The 18,243-nt window shown below is 70.2% G+C and carries 14 protein-coding genes; 8 read left to right on the top strand and 6 right to left on the bottom strand.

Annotation, left to right across the window (positions count from 1 at the left end; translation table 11 throughout):
* Positions 1 to 7: 7 nt before the first annotated feature.
* Together ACWD2L_RS03245 and ACWD2L_RS03240 are read left to right on the top strand one after the other, a co-directional pair.
* Positions 8 to 1,393, top strand: a complete 1,386-nt coding sequence (locus ACWD2L_RS03245; protein ID WP_351332507.1) for an MFS transporter — start codon at positions 8 to 10, stop codon at positions 1,391 to 1,393.
* A 107-nt stretch (positions 1,394 to 1,500) separates the two neighbouring features.
* Positions 1,501 to 1,989, top strand: coding sequence for a flavin reductase family protein (locus tag ACWD2L_RS03240; protein ID WP_351332505.1), 489 nt, complete (start codon positions 1,501 to 1,503; stop codon positions 1,987 to 1,989).
* Between the two features lie 94 nt (positions 1,990 to 2,083).
* Here the strand turns inward: ACWD2L_RS03240 and ACWD2L_RS03235 are convergent, their stop codons facing one another.
* From ACWD2L_RS03235 to ACWD2L_RS03225, 3 genes are all read right to left on the bottom strand, one after another.
* The gene (locus ACWD2L_RS03235) at positions 2,084 to 3,109 is read right to left on the bottom strand and encodes an alcohol dehydrogenase catalytic domain-containing protein (protein WP_351332504.1); all 1,026 of its coding nucleotides are present in this window, start codon (positions 3,107 to 3,109) and stop codon (positions 2,084 to 2,086) included.
* Between the two features lie 103 nt (positions 3,110 to 3,212).
* Positions 3,213 to 4,907, bottom strand: coding sequence for a CocE/NonD family hydrolase (locus ACWD2L_RS03230; protein WP_351332501.1), 1,695 nt, complete (start codon positions 4,905 to 4,907; stop codon positions 3,213 to 3,215).
* 51 nt (positions 4,908 to 4,958) lie between these two features.
* Entirely contained in the window at positions 4,959 to 5,666 is a 708-nt protein-coding gene (locus ACWD2L_RS03225; protein WP_351332498.1) for a DUF3159 domain-containing protein, read from the bottom strand.
* Between the two features lie 226 nt (positions 5,667 to 5,892).
* Here ACWD2L_RS03225 and ACWD2L_RS03220 point away from each other — a divergent pair, with 226 nt between their 5' ends.
* On the top strand, positions 5,893 to 6,678 hold the full coding sequence (locus ACWD2L_RS03220) for a helix-turn-helix domain-containing protein (protein WP_351332495.1): 786 nt from the start codon (positions 5,893 to 5,895) through the stop codon (positions 6,676 to 6,678).
* Positions 6,679 to 6,743: 65 nt separating this feature from the next.
* Here ACWD2L_RS03220 and ACWD2L_RS03215 read toward each other — a convergent pair whose 3' ends face one another.
* Complete coding sequence (locus tag ACWD2L_RS03215; RefSeq protein ID WP_351332492.1) at positions 6,744 to 7,532, bottom strand: class I SAM-dependent methyltransferase; 789 nt, start codon at positions 7,530 to 7,532, stop codon at positions 6,744 to 6,746.
* Between the two features lie 253 nt (positions 7,533 to 7,785).
* Between ACWD2L_RS03215 and ACWD2L_RS03210 the strand changes: the two genes are divergently transcribed.
* A complete protein-coding gene (locus tag ACWD2L_RS03210) occupies positions 7,786 to 8,301 on the top strand; it encodes an SRPBCC family protein (protein ID WP_351332489.1) in 516 nt (171 codons plus the stop codon).
* Positions 8,302 to 8,327: 26 nt separating this feature from the next.
* Here the strand turns inward: ACWD2L_RS03210 and ACWD2L_RS03205 are convergent, their stop codons facing one another.
* Positions 8,328 to 9,125, bottom strand: coding sequence for an IclR family transcriptional regulator (locus ACWD2L_RS03205; protein ID WP_351332486.1), 798 nt, complete (start codon positions 9,123 to 9,125; stop codon positions 8,328 to 8,330).
* Positions 9,126 to 9,255: 130 nt separating this feature from the next.
* On the opposite strand from ACWD2L_RS03205, the gene ACWD2L_RS03200 reads away from it, so the two are divergent.
* The 4 genes from ACWD2L_RS03200 to ACWD2L_RS03185 all read left to right on the top strand — a co-directional run bounded on the left by ACWD2L_RS03200 (position 9,256) and on the right by ACWD2L_RS03185 (position 16,633).
* A complete protein-coding gene (locus tag ACWD2L_RS03200; RefSeq protein WP_351332483.1) occupies positions 9,256 to 10,806 on the top strand; it encodes an SLC13 family permease in 1,551 nt (516 codons plus the stop codon).
* A gap of 88 nt (positions 10,807 to 10,894) precedes the next feature.
* On the top strand, positions 10,895 to 13,012 hold the full coding sequence (locus ACWD2L_RS03195; protein ID WP_351332480.1) for an MmgE/PrpD family protein: 2,118 nt from the start codon (positions 10,895 to 10,897) through the stop codon (positions 13,010 to 13,012).
* Between the two features lie 304 nt (positions 13,013 to 13,316).
* Positions 13,317 to 14,894 (top strand): carboxylesterase/lipase family protein, encoded by a 1,578-nt coding sequence (locus ACWD2L_RS03190; protein WP_351332477.1) that lies wholly within the window; start codon positions 13,317 to 13,319, stop codon positions 14,892 to 14,894.
* 38 nt (positions 14,895 to 14,932) lie between these two features.
* Positions 14,933 to 16,633: a carboxylesterase/lipase family protein gene (locus ACWD2L_RS03185; RefSeq protein WP_351332475.1), complete on the top strand. Its 1,701-nt coding sequence runs from the start codon at positions 14,933 to 14,935 to the stop codon at positions 16,631 to 16,633.
* Positions 16,634 to 16,741: 108 nt separating this feature from the next.
* On the opposite strand, the gene ACWD2L_RS03180 is transcribed toward ACWD2L_RS03185, so the two are convergent.
* On the bottom strand, positions 16,742 to 18,208 hold the full coding sequence (locus ACWD2L_RS03180; protein ID WP_351332472.1) for a dihydroorotase: 1,467 nt from the start codon (positions 18,206 to 18,208) through the stop codon (positions 16,742 to 16,744).
* Positions 18,209 to 18,243: the final 35 nt, after the last annotated feature.

The raw sequence follows: 18,243 nt of genomic DNA, 5'->3' as shown, positions 1-18,243 counted from the left end.
CCCAGGCATGAACACCCAACTCACGGACACCCAACCCGCGGACACCCAGGACACGGATGCGCGCACGGGCACGGACGGCGGCGCGACGGCCGGGCGCAAGCTGCGGACCGTCGTCCTGTCCAGCCTGCTGGGTACCACCGTCGAGTGGTACGACTTCTTCCTCTACAGCACAGCGGCGAGCCTCGTCTTCGGGAAGCTGTTCTTCCCGGAGACGAACGGCACCGTCGGCACCATGCTCGCCTTCGCCACCTTCGCGGTGGGCTTCGTCGCCCGTCCGCTCGGCGGCCTGCTCTTCGGGCACATCGGCGACCGCGTGGGCCGCAAGCGCACCCTCGCGTTCACCATGGGCCTGATGGGTGTGTCGACCGCACTGATCGGCCTCCTGCCCACATACGAGCAGGTGGGCGCGCTCGCCCCGATACTGCTGCTGGTCCTTCGTGTCGCGCAGGGCGTGGCAATCGGCGGGGAGTGGGCCGGGGCCGTCCTGCTGGCCGTGGAGCACGGCCCGGAGGGCCGCAAGGGCCGGTTCGGCAGCTACCCGCAGATCGGCCTGGCGCTCGGACTCGCCCTCGGCACGGGCGTGTTCGCGCTCCTGAGCAACGTACTGAACGACGAGGCCTTCCTCGGCTACGGGTGGCGGGTCGCGTTCCTGGCCAGCCTGGTCCTGGTTGGCGTGGGGCTGACCGTACGGCTGAAGATCGACGAGACACCCGCCTTCCGCGCCGTGCTCGACCGGACGGCGGAGCCACGGGCCGTACCCCTGGTGGAGGTGGTGCGCGATCGGCTGTCGCGCCGTCATCTGCTGCTCGGCATGGTGGCTCGCTGGGGTGAGGGCGTGGCCTTCAATACTTGGGGTGTCTTCGCGCTGACGTACGCGACCGGGACGCTGCAACTGCCGCGTACGCCAGTGTTGTTGACGGTGACCGGGGCGTCGCTGGTGATGGCGGCGCTCGTCCCGGTGTCGGGGCGGCTTGTGGACCGGTTCGGCGCGCGGCGCACCTATCTGACGGGCATGGCCGCGTTCGGCGTGTGCGTCTTCCCCGCCTTCCTGCTGTTCGAGACGGGCGGCCTTCTGGGCTTCGCCGTGGCGCTCGTACTCGCCCTGGGCATCGTGCACGCCTGCTTCTACGGGGCGCAGGGCACGTTGTTCGCCGCACTGTTCCCGGTGCACGTGCGCTATACGGGGATGTCGGCCGTCTACCAGGTCTCCGGCATCTTCGCGTCCGGCATCACGCCGCTGCTGGTCACCGCCTTCCTCGCCATCGGAGGCGGCACCCCGTGGCTGGCGTGCGGGTATCTCGTCCTGTCCGCGGTGGGCAGTGTCTGGGCGACGTCCCGGATCCGCGAAAAGGATCTGTTCGTGGGAACCGGCCGGGCTGCCGCCGAGGAGTGACCGGTGCGCGGCCGCGCCCTCTCTATGGTCAGCTGGAGACGGACCATCGGGCACAGTCCCGGTGTCGTCGCACCGGTGCCTGCCGACCAAAGGGAGAGGTTGCCGCCATGCCCCTCGCGGACGCGTTCGTCGACCACCTGGACCCGGAACTGTGCGTCGTCACTGCCGAGGCCGACGGCGAGTGGGCGGGCTGCCTGGTCGGCTTCTCCTCGCAGTGCTCGATCCACCCCGTCCGCTACGTCGTCTGGCTTTCGAAGGCCAACCGGACGTACGGCATCGCCAAGGACGCCGGCCACCTCGCCGTACACCTGCTGGGCCGCGAACAGCACGCTCTGGCCCGGCTGTTCGGCGGCGAGAGCGGCGACGACGTGGACAAGTTCGCGCCGGTCGACTGGACCCGCGGCCCGCACGGCACCGTCGTACTCCCAGCGGCCCGTGCCTGGCTCGTCGGCAGCGTGGTGACACACCTCGACGGCGGCGACCACGTGGGGTTCGTCCTCGCCCCGGAGGCCGCGGGCACCGGCGGCGCGTTCGAGCGGCAGCCGTTCAGGCTCTCCGACGCCGAAGGAATCACTCCGGGCCACCCTGTCGACTGAAGACACCAATTGAATACGCCCTACTGAAGGCGCCCTGCTGAAGGCACTACTGAAGACACCTGCCGACCGGCACGGCGCCGGAGTCGGGCCCGCCCTACGGACGCAACACGGTGATTCCCGAGCGGCGGGCGGTGTCCTCGGCGAACAGCAGGGGCGCGGCCTCGTCCATCCCGACCGCGTGCGTCACGAGGTCGGCCGGCCGCAGCACCCCACGTTCGACCAGGTCGAGGAGTTCCGGATAGTGGCTCGCCGCCATGCCGTGGCTGCCCAGGACGTCGAGCTCCCAGGCCAGCACGCGGTCCAACGCAATGGCGGGCAGCGGCCCGGACAGGAGCCCGATCTGCACATGGCGTCCGCGTCGGCGCAGCGACCGGATGCTCATGTCGATCACCTCGGCCGCCCCGACCGCGTCCACGGCGACATGGGCTCCCCCGCCGGTGAGTTCCACGATCTCGGGGACGGTGCCGTCCGAGACGCCCAGTACGTGTACCGCCCCGGCCTTGGCCGCGAGCGCCAGGGCGTCGGCGGAGGGGTCGATCGCGATCGGCCGCGCACCGAGCGCGGCAGCGATCATGATGGCGCTCAGCCCGACTCCCCCGGCCCCGAACACGGCCACCCATTCGCCGGCCTGCACACGCCCGCGGGCGGACACGGCCCGGTAGGCCGTGGCGAACCGGCACCCGAGGCCTGCGGCCGCGGCGTCCGAGATGGTCCGGGGGACTGCCACCAGGTTCACGTCGGCCGCCCGCACGGCGACCAGCTCGGCATGCGAACCCCAGTGGGTGAAGCCGGGCTGCGTCTGGTCGGGACACACCTGCGCGTTCCCGCTCCGGCACCACTCGCAGGTCCCGCACCCGTTGACGAAGGGGGCCGTCACACGGTCACCCACGGACCAGTGCCGCACCTCCGCACCGACGGCCTCGACCCGGCCGACGAACTCGTGCCCGGGGATCTGCGGCAGTGTCACCGTGTCGTCGTGGCCGGACCACGCGTGCCAGTCGCTGCGGCACAGGCCGGAGGCCGCGACGCGAATCACCGCGCCGTCGTCCGGAACCCGCGGATCGGGGACCGTCTCCACGGCGACGGGCCCGCCGAAGCGGTGATAACGCAGCGCCTTCACTTCTCTCCTCCTCCGTCGGACTCCACCGGGCTCCACCGGGCTCCAAGGGCTCCACCGGACCGAAGCACTTCGGCTCACGGTAGCCGCGGTGTCCATCGCGATGTCAGTCACGCGCCGTGGGGACCGTGAACGAGGGGGGCTGCGTGGCCAGTTCCTTCTTCGTGTACATCTTCAGGTAGGTGTCGAGGTATGGCGAGCGCTTGCCTTCGGTGGCCCGGTCGTCGGCGGGGTCGTCGACCGAGAGGGTGAGGTGTGCGTCGCTCACCTTGATGTGATCGCCGGTCGGTGTGTCGACCCACACACCGTCCTGGACGGTACCGATCTCGACGGCCAGGGAGTGCCCGGCCGCGAGCCGCCAGTCGGTCGACTTGAGATCCATCGCCACATGGCCGGAGGCGTCCGCGAGGGAGACCTGCTCGTCGAACATGACACCGGAGCCATCCGGTGCGACGTCGTACAGCTTGACCATGACGTTGCCGCTGCCCTCGGTGTCCATGGCGATCCTGGGGGTTCCGGTGACACGAACGTCCCGCTCGACCGGTTCGGACCACGTGAGGAAGGAGGCCGCGTCGCCGGGCTCGCCCCGGTCCACGTAGGACCCGTCGCGCAGGGACACGGTCGCGGAGCGGTCCGAGACGGGCCAGGTGTCCTGGGAACGCCAGGATCCGGTGCTGTCCTGAATGGCGAGGGCCGGGTAGTCGCTCGTGGGGTCGATGCCCTTGAGCTGCTGGTCGTAGAAGGACATCACCTCCTTGAACCAGCCCGCACGCCCCATCTGCAACCGCCCGTCCTCGGTACGGTCGTTGCCGCGTACGTGGTCCCACTGGCCGAGCCAGCCGCGCTCGGTGCCCTGGTGGTTCGCGAGGTACTCCTGCATCGCCTCAGGCGTGGTGTTCGACTCGATGAAGCCCTGGGTGACGAACAGCGGTGTGTCACTGCCCTTGGCCTGCTTCGCCAGGTCACGCTGTCGCCAGTACGGGTCCTCGGGGTCGGCCTTGAGGTTGTTGTCTGTGTTGTAGGCGGTGCATTCGGGGTGCTTCAGTTCGTACTGGCTGTTGTTCCTGTAGCGCTTGTCGTCGTCGGGCAGCGGCGGCAACTGGGCGATCTGGTTGTAGGAGTTGGGGGCGAGGACCCCGCCGAGCTTGGGCACCCTGTTGGAGCGGGTCAGGCGGTACATGTCCCACACGGGTTCCTGGGCGACGACGGCCTTCAGCGCGTCCTGATCCAGGTTGTTGCCGACCAGGCCGGTCGTCGCGTCGTACGACTTGCCGTACATGCCCACCTTGCCGGTGGACCACGGCTGCTTCGCCGCCCAGTCGATCGCCGCCCTGACGTCGGCCTGCTCACCCTTGCCCATGTAGTCGAGGCAGCCGCTGGACCCGCCGAAGCCACGCAGGTCCACCTGCACGAGGGCGTAGCCCCGCTTGAACAGGTCGCCGCCCTCGACGAGGTCCTCGAAGCGTGCGGAGGGGCCGGGCTGCTTCCATCCCTCGTCCGTGAGCTCTCCGGAGTGACCGAAGTAGGCGCCGACGGAGAGGATCACCGGCACCTTCTTGCCCTGGGGGAGGTCTTCCGGCAACAGGACATCGGCGTGCAGGTCGGTGCCGGAGCCGTCCGAGGACGGGAAGTAGTGCTGGGTCCATGCCGCCCCCTTGGGGACACGTTCGTTGTCCGCGTCGGTGACTGCGCGGGTGGCCGCGTCCGCAGCGCCGGCGGGGGCGATGTGGGCGCCGGTCAGTGCGAGCACAGCGACGGTGGCGGTGGCAGTGGCTGCGGCGGGCAGGGGGATCTTCTTCATGGCTCCTCCGGGAGGTGGGGTACGAGGTGACTCCGTGCCGTCGCGGCACGGTCAAGGCAGTGTCACGAGGCGCTTGGTCGACCGGCGGAACGCCCAGAAGACGACCAGCAGGGCCAATGCGAGCAGCGGTACGCCCATCCCGACCTTGGCGAGAGCGAGCCACTCCGTGGACCCGTTCTCGTACAGCCACAGCTGCACGCCGAACCGGGCCCCGAACAGGACGGTCAGGGTGGCCGTGGCGACATCATGTGCCAGCACGCTGGGGCGGTCGTGTCGCCACGGGTGCCGGTTGCCGTGCAGCGCGTTCCACAACAGCCCCGTCAACGGCCTGCGGGCCAGCAGCGAGGCGGCCAGGAGCACCGCGCCCGCGCAGCTCGCCCAGATCCCGATCAGGAAGAACCCACCCGCCGAACCGACCCACGCCGAGACACCGCCCGCGGCCGCGACACCGAAGAGGCCGCCGGCAGCCGCGGTGAACGGCTCCCCCCGCGCCATCCGCCACACCGTGATGAGCAGGGCCACGGCCAGCGCGACGCCGATCGCGAGCGGCAGCCGGCCGAGCGCGGCGTTCGCGCCGACGAAGGCCGCGACCGGGATCGCCGAGTACACCATCCCCTTCGTGCCGCCGAGTTGGTCGAGCAGCTTCTGCTGCGCCGCCTGGCTCTGCCCAGCGGGGCCGACAGACTCGGCCGGTGTCGGCTCGGCGTGGCGGCAAGTGGCCGTATCGGTACAGGTGTTGCGGGTCATGTTGTCGGTCATGGCGTACTCCTCGGTCTTCGCGAATCCGTGCCGTCGGTGCGCTGGGACCCAGGAGAAACTGTGCCGTTGCGGCACAGTCAAGCCCGTCCACAAGGGACGGTGTGGCGCTTGACCGTGCCGCGACGGCATGGTTTCGAATGGTGTGAGTAACCGCAGTGACGAACAGCAGTGAGCGAAGGCCGCACGCCGAACCGCGAGGGGTCGAACGGAGACGGAGTAGAAAGCAATGGCATGGAGTACGCGTGAGATCGCCGAGCTCGCGGGCACCAGCCTGCGGACCGTGCGTCATTACCACGAGGTCGGCCTGCTCGAGGAGCCGGAACGCCGGGCCAACGGTTACAAGCAGTACGGCGTGGCCCACCTCGTCCGGTTGCTGCGCATCAAACGCCTGGTCGACCTGGGGTTCCCGCTTTCACAGATCGCGGAGATGGGCGCGACCGACGAGCACCCGGAGGAAGCATTGCGCGCACTCGACGCCGAACTGGCCGCCACCATCGAACGGTTGCAGCGGGCCAGGATGGAACTCGGCTTCATCCTCCGCAAGGAGGTCCTGACCGACCTGCCCCGGGAATTCGCCACGGCAGCCGCGCCCGACATCCCGATGTCCGAGACGGATCATTCGTTCGTCACCGTGCTGAGCACGGTGCTCGGCCCCAAGGGCACGGCCGCCTATGCCGACTTGATGAGGAACCCCGTCGTCGATCCCGCGGGCGCGGCGTTCGAACATCTGCCGCCCGATGCCGACGAGCAGACCTGCGCCGACGTCGCCGAACGCCTCGTCCCCTTCGTGGAGTTGCTGCAACGGCAGAACCCCGGGTTGAGCACTCTGCCCGCCGATGCCCCGCGGGGTGAGGAATTCGCCAAGAAGACGGTCGGTAAGGCCCTCCAGGACATCTACAACGACGCCCAGGTAGACGTCCTGCGCCGACTGAGCACCCTGCTCGCCGAGGCACAGCAGGCGGGCACGGCAGAGCCGGAGGGGACCGGGGAGCCCGGCACCACCCCCCGATAGCGGGCCCCGCGACACTCAGCGGCGCCCAGCAGCACTCGCTGGCTCACAGCGGCGGCCGGCAGCTCTCAGTTGCGCGACCAGGCGCCGATCACCTGCGGCAGGAAGAAGGTCGCCCGCGCGGCGACCGCCTCCTCGCGCAGCCGCTCCTCGTAGGTGTCGATGCCCACTGCTTCCTCTGTGGTCACACCGAAGGCGACCGCGGCGGGCAGCATGCTGCGGACCGAGGCGGCGGTGTAGGCGGCGGCCACGTTCGGATCCGTCTCGACCGCTGTGCAGGCCGCCATGCCGGGCGCGCGCAGTCCGGCGTCGAGGAAGCACGTGGCCAGCGACTCCCCGAAATCCGGATCCCCGCCGGCGGCGACGAGGGTCCGCGCCATCCAGTCGACGCCCCGCTCCATGAGCGGTGTGGAGGGCACGGTCCTGGCCCTGCTGTAGGCACCTTCCAGGAAGGTGACCAGGCCGCCCGGTCTCACCTGCCGCACCACGGACCGCAGCACCTTGGCCGGCTGCGACAAATGCGTGAGGAGGAAACGGCCCACGACCGCGTCGAACCCTCCTGGCAGCGTCAGCGAGCCCACATCACCCTGCTGAAACGCGAGGTTCCGCACACCCGCGCGTACGGCCCGCTCCTCGGCGAGTGCCACGAGCTCCGCATCGATGTCCACGCCCAGCACGGAGCCCTCGGGGCCGACGAGCCGGGCCGTCATCAGCGATACGTCGCCGGGGCCGCAGCCGACGTCGAGCACCCGCATTCCCGGCTCGATGCCGGCCCGGCGCAGCAGATACTCGGTGTGCGCCGAAAACAGCTGGGCCTGGACCTGCAGCCGCTGCGCCTCCTGCGGCGACCGAGCCAAGGCGTACTCTTCCGAACCCGCCGCCTGTCCACCCATGCCCATGCCCAACGCCTCCCGTCAGAACCTTCACAGCACAACGATCCTGCCCCGCACGATGCGTTGAGCCCCCGGAACGGTTCCTTCCTTCGCCCGGAAGGCGGACCGGCCAGATGTCGCGGTCGCCCGCATGTCATGATCCTACTGAGCAGTAGCTTCACGCCGTGAGCCGAAAGCCGAAAGCCGTCAACCACATGTCGTCAGTTGGAGGAACCCCATGGCCCGCGTCTTCACCGTGAGCGACAGCATCACCATCGCCGTGTCGTCGGACGCCGCATACGCGGCCGTCAGCCGCCCTGCGGACATGGGCCGCTGGAGCCCGGAGAACCTCGGCACGACGGCCGAGTCACCCGCGGGGACGGCCGGCCTCGGCACCACGTTCGTCGGCCGCAACAAGCGCGGTGCGTTCCGGTGGACCACCCGGTGCACGGTCACCGCGGCCGAGCCGGGCCGGCGCTTCGCGTTCCGCGTCCAGGCGATCGGCCTCAAGCGGCCGTTCCTGCGCGGCCCGATCGCCACCTGGGAGTACCGGTTCGAGCCGGCCGGTGACGGCACCCTCGTGACGGAGACCTGGACGGACGATCGACGCAGCTGGCCGACGTTCGTCGCCAACGCCTTCGACCGCGTGGCCACGTCAGGAAAGACGTTCGCCCATTTCCAAAGGCGCAACATCGAGACGACGCTCCACAACCTCAAGCGCACACTCGAGGCCGAACACGACGACGCGCGCTGAGCCGATTTCAGGCGCGCACCAGCAGATCATGGCACCGGGTCGTAACCGAGCCGGTGCGAGAGCTTCGCCGCCGCTTGCCGGGCCAGGGGGACCAGGGCGATCAGTTCCGGGCGGCCGGCACGGACGGCCGGAACGGAAACGCTGAGAGCCGCCGCGACGGCACCGTGGTGGTCCCGGACGGGGACCGCGAGGGCCACGACCCCCTTGACGCGCTCCTCCAGGGAGATGGCGTAGGCGTCTGCCCGCACCTGCTCCAGTTCCGCGGCGATCTCCTTGGCCAGGGCCGCGTTCGAGCGCGCCAGTTCGGTGATGACGTCCTGGGCCACCGTGCCGGGCGCGTGGGCCAGCAGGAGTTTTCCGGGGGCGCCCTGGTGGGGCGGGCGGGCCGCGCCGAGGTCGGTGTATGTGCGCCGGAGCGGCTGGAGGGATTCGACCTGGGCGATCGTGCGGCGGCTCGGCAGGGCGTCGAGGATGTGCAGGCCCACGGTCTCTTCGGTCCGATCCCGCAGCCACGTCATGACCGGCGGCGCCTGCACGTCCAGTGAGAGCTGGTCGCGGGCCGAGTCGGCGAGGCCCAGCAGCCGGGGCCCGAGCGAGTACGCGGTGGAGCCCGGCTCCTGGGCCAGCACGCCGTGCGCGGCCAGGGCGCTGACCAGCCGGTGCGCCGTGCCGCGGGTCAGACCGGTGTGCCGGGCGAGCTCGCTGATCCCGAGCACGGGCCGGGCCCGCGAGAAGGCGGTGAGGATCGCGACCGCCCGGTCGATCGACTGCACGCCAGAGGCTTGGCCGGCCGGTACCACGGCGTCGTCTTCCGGTGTCGTCACGCGGCCAAGCCTATCGGCCCGGTGCATTTCCCTTTGCCCTGCCTCTTGTTGAGGATCCGCCCGCGCCCTAGTGTGCCCGCATTACGAAACGACGTCTCGCTTTGCGGGCATCTCGGATCGTGGAGGGACCATGAAGGTGGAAGACCGCGGCGTCGCGGCCCCCTCGGGGACCGTCGACCGCCAAGAACGCTTCGACATGGCGCGAGCCCGCATCGGACTGGGTCTGGGACCGGTCGCCTTCGCTCTCGTGCTCCTGGCCACCGCCGGCCTCGAATGGCCGCAGCGGGCACTCGCCGCGGTGCTCGCGCTCATGGTCGTCTGGTGGGTGAGCGAGGCGATACCGCTGCCGGCCACCGCGCTCCTGGGCATCGTCCTGTGTGTCCTCATGGGTGTGGGCGACGAGGACGCCGTGTTCGGGGCGTTCGGCAACGACACGGTCTTCACGTTCCTGGGTGGCTTCGTCATCGCCCGCTCCATGACCGTGCACGGTCTCGACCAACGCATCGCGCTGCGCGTCCTGTCCATCGGCGGGATCGTCCGTTCGCCGGCCCGCACCGTGATCGCCTTCGGTGTCATCGCGGCCGCGTTGTCCGCCTTCATCTCCAATACGGCCACCGTCGCGATGCTGTTCCCGATCGGCATCGGCATCGTCCGGGCGGTCAGCGCGATCAACTCCGCGGACAGCGGCCGGGATCTGAGCCGCTCGCGGTGGGCCACCGCGCTGATGCTGATGATCGCCTACGGTGCCTCGATCGGGGGCCTGATCACCCCGATCGGCGCCCCGCATCAGCTCATCGGCCGGGACCTGGTCGAGAAGCAGACCCACAAGTCGGTCAACTTCGTCGAGTGGGTCCTGCTGTTCACCCCGATCGTGCTCGTCATGTTCATCGCCCTGTCGTTCATCCTGCTCCGGCTCAACCGACCGGAGGTCAAGCAACTCCGCGGCGCGGAGGACTACGTGGCGGGACGGCGCGCCGAGCTCGGCCCGTTCTCCCGCGGCGAGGCCAACACCTGCGTCGCGTTCGTCATCGCCGTACTGCTGTGGACGCTGCCCGGCATCGGGAATCTCGCACTCGGCGAGGACCACGGCGCCGTGCTGTGGATGCACGAGCATCTCACCGAAGGGGTCGCGGCCATCCTCGCCGCGACGCTGCTGTTCCTGTTGCCACTGGCCCGGCCCGCCGGCGGCACTCGGAGCGCGCCCACGCTCACCTGGACCGAGGCGGCCAGGATCGACTGGGGCGTGATCCTGCTGTTCGGGGCCGGCACGGTGATCGGTTCGCTGTCCTCGGAGACCGGCCTCGCCGGCACCATGGGGAACGCGCTCGCCGACCACCTCGGTGTGTCGTCCCTGACCACGATCACCATCCTCGCCGCGGTGACCGGGCTGATCATCTCCGAGACCACCAGCAACACCGCGAGCGCCGGCATCGTCGTGCCCATCGTGATGCCGATCGCGGTCGCCGTCGGCGTCAACCCGCTCATCCCCGGCCTGGTGGCCACCGCCGCCGCCGGATACGGCTTCATGCTGCCGGTGTCCACGCCTCCCAACGCGATCGTCTACGGCTCGGGGATGGTGCCGATGACGAAGATGCTCCGCAGCGGCATCGTCTTCGACGTGATCGGAGTGACGATCCTGGTCACCGGCGTCCTCCTGATGGCACCCGTCGTCGGCCTCTGACCACTCCGTCTCCCCTCGGCCCCGGGCCCCACGCCCGTGCACCACTGACCGACCCCACCCACCATCAGCCCCACGTACAAGGAGATTCATGGACGCCCCGCTCGACCGGCTCGCCCACCTCGTCACCGCACACAGCCGGTCGCCGCTCCCCGCCCAAGTACGGGACGCCGCGCGGCGCACGCTCTACAACGCGCTCGCGACGAGCGTCGGCGCCTCCCGTGAACCGGCCACCGACATCGTGGTCGCGGTCGCCGCCCAATTCAGCGGCGGCCGGGCCATGATGCCAGGACGCCCCGACCAACTGCAGCCACTGGACGCCGCGTTGGCGACCGGCCTCGCGGCACACCTCGACGATTACGACGACACACACCTGCGCACCGTCATCCACCCCGGGGCGGTCTGTCTGGCGGCGCTGGTCGGCCTGCAGCAGGAGATCGCCGACCGGGACGCCGACGAGGTCCTGGGCGCCTTCGCCTGGGGCGTCGAGGCCCAGCTGCGACTTGGTGTGTCGGTCTCGCCCGAGCACTACGACGCCGGCTGGCACATCACCGGCACCTGCGGCGCCGTCGGGGCCGCCGTCACCGCCGGCCTGCTCCTCGGCCTCGACACCGGGCAACTGCGCACAGCACTGGAGTGGGCGGTCGAGGACGGGCTGGGCAACCGGGAGGGTTTCGGCTCGATGATCAAGCCGTTCCATCCGGGCAAGGCCGCCGTCTGCGGACTTCGTGCGGCACTGGACGCACGGGCCGGAGCGGACGGTCCCGGCGACAGCCTCACGGGCCCCGAAGGGTTTGTGCACCGGCTCGCACGCGGCAAGTTCGACCCCGACGCCCTGCTGGGTGGTGCGGACACGCGCTGGGAACTGCTCGACAACACCTTCAAGCCGTACCCCTGCGGCATCGTCACGCATCCCGCCATCGAGACTGCGGAGGCCCTGCACGACCGGGTGGCCGCGCACGGCGGCGCGGAGGCGGTCCGGGCGATCGTGCTGGTCTGCCACCCGCTGGTACCGGAACTGACCGGCAACATCCAGCCGGTCGACGGGCTGCAGGCCCGCTTCTCCACCGCCCATGGCATCGCCGCGGGGCTCCTCGCGCCACCGGTGGGTCTGGCGGGGTACGCCACGGACTTCGTCGTCTCCGCATCGGCACGGCGGCTGCGCTCCCTGGTCACCTTCGAGCCTCGGGAGGAGTGCGGGCGCGACGCGGCGCGGATCGACGTCACCATGACCGACGGCACCGTCCTCAGCCATGAAGTGGCCCATGCCCGCGGGAGCATGGCGCGCCCCCTCACCGAGGAGGAGCTGAGGGCCAAGGCCCGCGGTCTGGTCGACGCGTTCCGGCCGAGCGGCGCCGACGCGCTGGACGCCGCCGCGCGCCGGCGGGGGCCGGGATACCTGCGTGGCCTGCTCGCCGCTGCGGCACCGGCCACCGTCGAACGGGCCGGTGGTGCGCACTCCGACGCCGAACCGGGCACGGGAGAGGCGCACGTGAGCACCCCCGAGTCATCCCCCGCCCCGGGCTCCGATTCTCTGGGCGACTCCGACTCCGCCTCCGAGGAGTTCGCGCTCGCCGCACTCATCTCCGACTCCGGAGCCCTCACGCCCGAGCATCCGCACGCCGAGCCCGCCGTCGCGCTCCTCGCGGAGGCTGCCCGCATCGCTCCCAGCGTTCCCGCAGGTGACGAACGCGTCCGGGCGGGGGCCGTCGCGGCCGCACTGGTCGAAGCCGGACACCGGCCCGTCGTCGCCGCAGCGGTGGCATCGTGTGCGGCGGAGCACCTGCGCCGCGCGGACGCGGCGCGGTGCGTCGCGCTCGCACTCGCCGTCGCCTGCCGTCTTGCCGCCCGGCTCGGAGTCGACGTGGACCGGGTGTCCGGTTTCGCCGCCGCCCTGGCGTCCGCCGCGGCGCACCGTCTGCCGCCGGAGACCGTCCTTCAAGTCATCGGACTGGCCGGTACCCGGACGACGGGCGTCGTCGGCGCCACGGCCTCTCCCGCGGCCGACGCCCGCCGGGCCGGGTTCGCCGCGGCCGACGGCATCGAGGCAGCTGCCCTGGCGCGGAGCGGCTTCACCGGCCCGGCTCGCCCCCTGACCGGCCGCCGGGGGCTGCTGAGCCTGCTCGCCCAGAGCGCCGAGCCCCCGCTGACCGGTCCCGAACTGCTCGGGGACGACGCCCTCGGGGCCCTCCTGCGGACGCGGAGGTGAGCCGAGGGCCGGAATCGGCGCAAGGACACGGGCATCGACGCCGGACGCGCGCACGAGTTGTGAACTCACGGCCTGCATCGTGGCGTTCGACGCCTCCAAGCATTGTTGGCAATTTCGTCCCACATCTTGCCCACAATCCCCTGCAGTGGTTGCGTACTACCCCGACACGTACGACCCAGCCGGCGCAGAGACCCTCCTGCGTTCACAGCTTCACTGCAACTCCCCATAGTTCCACCGGCTTTGCGCCCTCCTTCCGCGCCCGAATCCGGACAACTCCTGGGAGGCACGAGTGAGAGCAAGACGTGTGGTCAGACAGTTCATCGCCGTGGCGACAGCGGCGCTCACCGTTCCGGCCCTGACCCTCGCACTGCAGAGTGCGACGGACACCCTTGGAAGTGGCCATGGGAGCGCCGCGCCCACGGCATCGACGGACAGCGGCCAGGTGCGCGGGGTCGCCGCCCGGGATGCCGAGCGGTTCCTCGGCATCCCCTACGCGGCCCCGCCCGTAAGAGACTTGAGGTTCGCGCCGCCGGCCGAGCCGGACTCCTGGAAGGGGGTCCGGTCCGCCGACCGGCAGTCGCCGGCCTGCCCGCAGTTCGAACCGTCCGGGGTGCGCGAGGAGCAGGCGGTCAGCGAGGACTGCCTCTACCTCGACGTCTACCGGCCCCCGGGCGTGGCACGGACCGCGAAGCTGCCGGTGATGGTGTGGTTCCACGGCGGCGCCAACACTCAGGGCACGGGCGTGATCTACGGCGGCAGCACGATGGCCGCCAAGACCGGGACCATCGTCGTCTCCGTCAACTACCGCCTCGGCGCCCTCGGCTTCCTCGCCCACCCCGCGCTCTCCAAAGTCACCGAGGGCGGGTCCGGCAACTACGGCCGCATGGACCAGCTCGCCTCCCTCGAGTGGGCCCGCGACAACATCGCGAACTTCGGCGGCGACCCCGGAAACGTGACGATCCACGGCCAGTCGGCGGGCGGCGGCGCGGTGTGCGGCCTGCTCGCCATGCCCGCGGCCAAGGGCCTTTTCGACAAGGCCGTTGTGCAGAGCTCCGACTGTTCAGGCACATCCACCACCCTCGACGAGGGCGAGCGCAGCGGCACCGCGTTCGCCAAGGCCGTCGGCTGCACCGACGAGGCGGCCGTCGTGAGCTGCCTGCGCAAGACGTGGCCAGGGACCCTGATCGCACATCAGAAGGACTACGTCGGCGGGTCGAAGGTCGGCGGATCACTCCTCCCGAAGACCTTCAACCAGGCCTTGAAGGACGGCAGTTGGAACAAGGTGCCGGTGATGTCCGGCACGACGCACTCCGAGTTCCGCCTCCTGGCAACCGCTCAGGCCGGCATCACCGCACAGGGGTACGCGGACTTCGTTCGCACCACCTGGCCCGACAAGGCGGACCGGGCGCTGGAGCTGTACCCGGTGGGCCGCTTCAAGAGTCCGTGGGACGCCGTCACACAGATCCAGACCGACGCGCTGCGCGCCTGCCCCAGCTACCAGCACGCACAGCAGCTGGCCGGCGCGACCGAATCCCCCGTCTACCGCTACGAGTTCAACGACCCGACCTCGCCCACCTTGTACGGCTTCCGTGTGCCCGGTGAGGACATGGCCAACGGACACAGTGCCGAACTCGCCTACCTCTTCGACTTCACGCTCGGCGAGCGGCCGCTGACGGCCCAACAGGAGAAGCTCGCAGACCAGATGATGCGCTACTGGGCGGCCTTCGCCCGCACCGGCGACCCCAACACCTCCCACGCACCGCGGTGGCCGCAGTTCACGGACTCCGATGCCACCCGGGTGATGCAGCTGCGCGCCGGTGGCGCGAGCAAGGCCATCACGTCGTTCCCCGCCGACCACCACTGCGACTTCTGGCTCGGCTGATTCCCGTACGACACTTCACCACTCCGTACCGCATCCCCGTGAGAAAGCAGGGAGACATGGCGATCACCGCACTCCGCGGCAGACTCTCCGTCCTCGCGGCCACCGCAGGCGCGGTCGCTCTTGGCGTCGCCCCGGTGGCCGGCACCGCGCTCAGCGCACCCAGTGGCGACGCGGACGCCGGCGGCGTACAGCGTCCCGCCTCGCTCGTGGTCGGCACTGCCGACGGCAAGGTGCGCGGCGCCGCCCGCACCGGCTACAACCAGTGGCTCGGCATCCCGTACGCGGCCGACGCGGCCGGGAAGAACCGCTGGAAGGCGCCGCAGCCCGTCAAGAAGTGGTCGGGGGCGCGCGACGCCCGTGCCTTCAGCGACCGCTGCGCGCAGAACAGCGGCTGGGACCCCGGCTATGAGAAGACCATCACGACCGAGAACTGTCTCGGCCTCAATGTGTACGTCCCCGACGGCGCGAGGCGCGATGCCCCCGTGCTGGTCTGGATCCACGGCGGCGGCTTCACCGGTGGAGCAGGCCAGGACACCGACCCGCGCAGGTTCATCGAGCGCACCGGTGCGATCGTCGTGACCGTCAACTACCGCGTCGGCGTCCTCGGCACCCTCAACCTTCCGCAGCTTCGGACCGAGTCCACGAACGGTCCCGGCAACTACGGCCTCCTCGACCAGCAGGCGGCCCTGAAGTGGGTGCACCGCAACGTCGACCGCTTCGGCGGCGACCCCGGCAACGTGACCATCGCCGGCCAGTCCGCCGGCGCGGGCTCGGTCTGCGACCACCTCGCCTCTCCGGCAGCCAAGGGCCTCTTCTCGAAGGCGATCAGCATGAGCGGCGGCTGCAACCTCCAGTCCGCGGCCGCCGGGCAGCAGCAGAGCGAGGCGTTCGTCAAGGCCGTCGGCTGCGACACGGCCGCCGACGAAGTCCTCGCCTGCCTGCGCGGCAAGTCGTCCTCGGACCTGCTCGCCGCCCAGAAGACCTCCGGCGTCTCCCCCTCCATCGGCGGCGCCGCCTTCCCCGTCAACCCCGGCACCGCCGTGGCGAGCGGCGACTTCAACCGCGTCCCCGTCATGATCGGCCAGACCAACAGCGAACGCGGCCTGTTCACGTTCCAGAACTACGACTACGCGGGCCACCCCATGACGGCCGCCGAGTACGAGCAACTGGTGCGCACCACGTACGGCGCGGGTGCCGACGAGGTCCTCGCGGAGTATCCGCTCAGCGACTTCGACACCCCAGGCGAGGCGTGGACGAAGGCCAACAGCGACTCCACCTCGTACACGCGACAGCAGTTGACGGCCACGTTCGCGAAACGGGTGCCCACCTATTCCTACGAATTCGCCGAGTCGGACACCCCGCACTTCACCTCGATCTTCCGCATCCAGCAACGCAGCGCGGCGGCACGCGACTTCCCGTTCGGCGGCGCCGTTCACGTCGACGACCTCGGCTACCTCTGGGAGTACCTCGGCCAGACCCTCCCGTACGACGACGACCAGCTGGAGCTCTCCGACGAGATGATCACGTACTGGGGCCGCTTCGCGGCGGCGGGCGAACCGAACACCGCACGCACCCCCAACTGGCCCGACTACGCCGACAAGCCAGGCACGACGATGTCCCTGAAGGCCTGCGACACCGATCCGGCGAGCGGTGACGCCCCCGCGGCCTGCTCGAAGGCGGACACCGACTTCGCCACCGACCACAACCTCTCCTTCTGGTCCCACCTGCCGACCACTTGACCACGACACACACTCACGCCCTTGCCATGTGTGCGGAACGGCACTGATTCGTGCCGTTCCGTCGGTGTCGAGGTGGCCGCGATGAACACCGGGCGGATGTCGGCGCCCTCAGCGTGCGGTGGGACGCGACAAGTAGCGCCCCTGGGGCGCGCCCATGACCTTGCCGTCGCCGAAGACCTGCGTGCCGCGCAGGTACGTCGACTCCACGCGTGCGCCGATCTCTAGCCCTTGCAGCGGCGTGTACTCCTGCGCCGACAGCGAGTCGCCCGCGTCCACGGTCCATGATGCCGACGGGTCGACCAGCACCACGTCCGCGTCGTAGCCCTCCGCGATCTGCCCCTTCGTGGGCAGGCCGAAGCGCTGCGCCGGTGTCCAGGCGGTCAGTTCGGCGACCTTCTGCAGCGGCAGGCCGTGGGCGGGTGCCGCGCCGGCGAGGCCGGGCAGGAGGTACTCGGTGCCGCCGAAGCCGGACTTGGCCTGGAAGACATCGCTCTTCGGGTCGCCGAACTTCGTCTCCTCCTTGCAGCAGGCGTGGTCGCTGACCACCCAGTCGATGTTGCCCGCCACCAGGTGCTCCCAGAGCGCGTCCACGTCGTCCTGCGGGCGCAGCGGCGGGTTGACCTTGCCGCCGATGCCGGAGGCCGTCTCGATGTTGGCGAGCAGGTGGCCGATGGTCACCTCGCGGCGGAAGTTGACCTGCGGGAAGGTCTTCGCCATCAGCATCGCCGAATCGATCGCCTTGCGGGACGACAGGTGCAGCAGGTTGATGTTGGGAAGTTCCGTCTCGGCCGCGAGGTAGCTGGCGATGGTGACCGCGAGCCCCTCCGAGTGCGGCGGACGCGAGGCGCTGTAGGCAGCAAGGCCGTCCAACTGGCCTTCTTCCTCCACCAGTTTGGTGTACGCCGTCATGATCTCGGCCGTCTCGCAGTGCAGGGACAGCGAGATGGCGTCCGCGAGGTCCGGGTACGCCTCGCGTGCCGCCTGTACGCCGCGCATCACGAACTCGAAGTGCGCCAGGTCGTAGCGCTCACCGGGCGGGATCATGAGGAAGTCGTTCTGGTCGGCGGAGCGCCCGTGCAGGCCGTGGCTGCCGTAGAACATGAAGATCTTGAACGAGGTGACACCGAAGCGGGCGATCAGCTCGGGGATCTCCGTGATGTGCGACTTCTCCATCGGCGCGAGGTGGAAGCCGTAGTCGACGTGCGAGCGGCTCTCGGCGGCGTCGAGGACCAGCGGGAAGACGTCGTTGTAGCTGCCGCCGCGGTTCATGTAGTACTGCCCGGTCCGCATGTACGTGAGGGCGGTCGTCACGCCGCCCTGGGCGCAGGCCTTGCTCTCGGTGACGGTGTCGTCGGACAGCGGGTTGTAGATGCCCCAGTGCTGGTGTGCGTCGACGACGCCGGGGAACGCCAACAGCCCCTTGCCGTCGACGACTTCGGCCGCTTCGGACGCCGGGATGTCCGGGGCGATGCGGTGGAACACGCCGTCCTTGACGCCGATGTCGGTGGTGGGGATGTTCGCGGCGTCGTGCTTCACCAGGCGGACGTTCTTGATGAGCAGATCCAGTTCGGTCATGGTGTGCGTGCCTTTCCGGGTTCTGGGTTCTGAGT

The sequence above is a fragment of the Streptomyces sp. NPDC002754 genome (assembly GCF_053592315.1).
The sequence above is the reverse complement of the archived record's forward strand: the minus strand, read 5'-3'. Positions and strand labels throughout refer to the sequence as shown.